2 tRNA genes and 2 rRNA genes are annotated in these 3,674 nt (G+C 53.0%); all 4 read right to left on the reverse strand.

The features are described from left to right. Positions 1-9: 9 nt before the first annotated feature. The 4 genes from rrf to MLD24_RS21315 all read right to left on the reverse strand — a co-directional run bounded on the left by rrf (position 10) and on the right by MLD24_RS21315 (position 3,674). A 5S ribosomal RNA gene (gene rrf / locus MLD24_RS21300) occupies positions 10-125 on the reverse strand. 77 nt (positions 126-202) lie between these two features. Beyond that, positions 203-3,092, reverse strand: a 23S ribosomal RNA gene (locus tag MLD24_RS21305). Positions 3,093-3,388: 296 nt separating this feature from the next. After that, positions 3,389-3,464, reverse strand: a tRNA-Ala gene (locus MLD24_RS21310). 133 nt (positions 3,465-3,597) lie between these two features. Next, a tRNA-Ile gene (locus tag MLD24_RS21315) sits at positions 3,598-3,674 on the reverse strand.

Raw genomic sequence — 3,674 nt, forward strand, 5'->3', positions numbered from 1 at the left:
GTATTAAGAGCCTGACGATGACCTACTCTCGCATGGGCAAGTGCCACACTACCATCGGCGCAGGTCTGTTTCACTTCTGAGTTCGGGATGGGATCAGGTGGTTCCAGACCGCTATGGTCGTCAGACAAACAGGTTGATCACTGGGAAGGATGAGAAAGCGAGATATTGATTTCAGGTTATCCGCAATTGTCTTGGGTGTTATATAGTCAAGCCGCACGAGCAATTAGTACTGGTTAGCTCAACGCCTCGCAGCGCTTACACATCCAGCCTATCAACGTCCTGGTCTTGAACGGCTCTTTAGGAGGCTCGAGGCCTCGGGGAGATCTCATCTTGGAAGGGGCTTCCCGCTTAGATGCTTTCAGCGGTTATCCTGTCCGAACATAGCTACCGGGCAATGCTTCTGGCGAAACAACCCGAACACCAGAGGTTCGTCCACTCCGGTCCTCTCGTACTAGGAGCAGCTTTCCTCAAATCTCCAACGTCCACGGCAGATAGGGACCGAACTGTCTCACGACGTTCTAAACCCAGCTCGCGTACCACTTTAAATGGCGAACAGCCATACCCTTGGGACCGGCTTCAGCCCCAGGATGTGATGAGCCGACATCGAGGTGCCAAACACCGCCGTCGATGTGAACTCTTGGGCGGTATCAGCCTGTTATCCCCGGAGTACCTTTTATCCGTTGAGCGATGGCCCTTCCATACAGAACCACCGGATCACTATGACCTGCTTTCGCACCTGCTCGACGTGTCTGTCTCGCAGTTAAGCGGGCTTGTGCCATTACACTAACCGCATGATGTCCGACCATGCTTAGCCCACCTTTGTGCTCCTCCGTTACGCTTTGGGAGGAGACCGCCCCAGTCAAACTACCCACCACACAGTGTCCTCATCCCCGATAAGGGGACCAAGTTAGAACCTCAAACATGCCAGGCTGGTATTTCAAGGTTGGCTCCACCAGAACTGGCGTCCTGGTTTCAAAGCCTCCCAGCTATCCTACACAAGCATGCTCAAAGTTCACTGTGAAGCTATAGTAAAGGTTCACGGGGTCTTTCCGTCTAGCCGCGGATACACCGCATCTTCACGGCGATTTCAATTTCACTGAGTCTCGGGTAGAGACAGCGCCCCCATCGTTACGCCATTCGTGCAGGTCGGAACTTACCCGACAAGGAATTTCGCTACCTTAGGACCGTTATAGTTACGGCCGCCGTTTACCGGGGCTTCGATCAAGAGCTTCGCACGAATGCTAACCCCATCAATTAACCTTCCGGCACCGGGCAGGCGTCACACCCTATACGTCCACTTTCGTGTTTGCAGAGTGCTGTGTTTTTAATAAACAGTCGCAGGGGCCTGGTATCTTCGACTGGCTTCTGCTCCACCCGCAGGGGTTTCACATACAACCAGCGTGCCTTCTCCCGAAGTTACGGCACCATTTTGCCTAGTTCCTTTACCCGAGTTCTCTCAAGCGCCTTGGTATTCTCTACCTGACCACCTGTGTCGGTTTGGGGTACGGTCTCGAATCACCTGAAGCTTAGAAGATTTTCCTGGAAGCATGGCATCAATGACTTCATTCCCTAGGGAACTCGTCGTCGCATCTCGGAATTGAGGACCCGGATTTGCCTAAGTCCTCTTCCTACTTGCTTAAACCGGGACAACCGTCGCCCGGCTCACCTAGCCTTCTCCGTCTCTCCATCGCAGTGATCCAAGGTACGGGAATATTAACCCGTTTCCCATCGACTACACCTTTCGGTCTCGCCTTAGGGGCCGACTCACCCTGCGCCGATTAGCGTTGCGCAGGAACCCTTGGTCTTCCGGCGTGGGGGTTTTTCACCCCCATTGTCGTTACTCATGTCAGCATTCGCACTTCTGATACCTCCAGCATGCTTCTCAACACACCTTCGCAGGCTTACAGAACGCTCCCCTACCCCGCATACAAAGTATGCAGCCGCAGCTTCGGTGACCAGTTTGAGCCCCGTTACATCTTCCGCGCAGGCCGACTCGACTAGTGAGCTATTACGCTTTCTTTAAAGGGTGGCTGCTTCTAAGCCAACCTCCTAGCTGTCTGAGCCTTCCCACATCGTTTCCCACTTAACTGGTACTTGGGGACCTTAGCTGGCGGTCTGGGTTGTTTCCCTCTTCACGACGGACGTTAGCACCCGCCGTGTGTCTCCCGGATAGTACTCACTGGTATTCGGAGTTTGCATGGGGTTGGTAAGTCGGGATGACCCCCTAGCCCAAACAGTGCTCTACCCCCAGTGGTATTCGTCCGAGGCGCTACCTAAATAGCTTTCGGGGAGAACCAGCTATCTCCGGGCTTGATTAGCCTTTCACTCCGATCCACAAGTCATCCCCTGGCTTTTCAACGACAGTGGGTTCGGTCCTCCAGTGCCTGTTACGGCACCTTCAACCTGCTCATGGATAGATCGCCCGGTTTCGGGTCTAATCCCAGCAACTGTGCGCCCTATTAAGACTCGGTTTCCCTACGGCTCCCCTAGACGGTTAACCTTGCTACTGAAATTAAGTCGCTGACCCATTATACAAAAGGTACGCCGTCACAGAACAAGTCTGCTCCGACTGCTTGTACGCATACGGTTTCAGGGTCTATTTCACTCCCCTCACAGGGGTTCTTTTCGCCTTTCCCTCACGGTACTGGTTCACTATCGGTCAGTCAGGAGTATTTAGCCTTGGAGGATGGTCCCCCCATGTTCAGACAGGATATCACGTGTCCCGTCCTACTCGATTTCACTGAACTCAGGTTTCGGATACGGGGCTATCACCCACTATGGCGGCTCTTTCCAGGGCCTTCTCCTACCAGTCGTCCAGCTTAAGGGCTGGTCCCCGTTCGCTCGCCGCTACTTAGGGAATCTCGGTTGATTTCTTTTCCTCGGGGTACTTAGATGTTTCAGTTCCCCCGGTTCGCCTCTTACACCTATGGATTCAGTGTAAGATACCGACCCGAAAGTCGGTGGGTTTCCCCATTCAGAGATGTCCGGATCACAGCTCGTTTGCCAGCTCCCCGAACCTTATCGCAGGCTTCCACGTCTTTCATCGCCTCTGACTGCCAAGGCATCCACCGTATGCGCTTAGTTGCTTGACTATATAACCCCAAGACAACTGTGTTCGTGCTATCGATCTGTTGGCGGACCAGCAGAGGACAGAACGAGACAGTTTCCTTGAAGCGATAGAACAACCACTTCAACGACAACACCGGATAACGCTTGAAATCGCTATCACTTTGAGCGTATTGATCCTGGAGATAAATTGGATCAATACATCTCGATATTGCTTTCTCATCCGAATTGTTAAAGAGCAATTCTGACCCAGTGATCAGAAAGAAGGATTTCATCAAAGTGAAACACTTGTTTCTGCACACTGACACAAGTCAGTTAATTATGGTGGAGCTAGGCAGGATCGAACTGCCGACCTCCTGCGTGCAAGGCAGGCGCTCTCCCAGCTGAGCTATAGCCCCATATCGAACCACACACCAAGCAGGCTTCGATAGTGCTGACGCCGTACTCGGAAAATCGTTCAGATCTAGGCGCTTTGAAGCGTAGCGTGCGAGTAGCACGTGAGCTTTGAAGCAACGACGAGCTGAGCGATTTTGGTGGGTCTGGGTGGACTTGAACCACCGACCTCACCCTTATCAGGGGTGCGCTCTAACCACCTGAGCTACAGACCC

The sequence above is a fragment of the Marinobacter xestospongiae genome (assembly GCF_023156385.1).
Taxonomy (GTDB): domain Bacteria; phylum Pseudomonadota; class Gammaproteobacteria; order Pseudomonadales; family Oleiphilaceae; genus Marinobacter; species Marinobacter xestospongiae.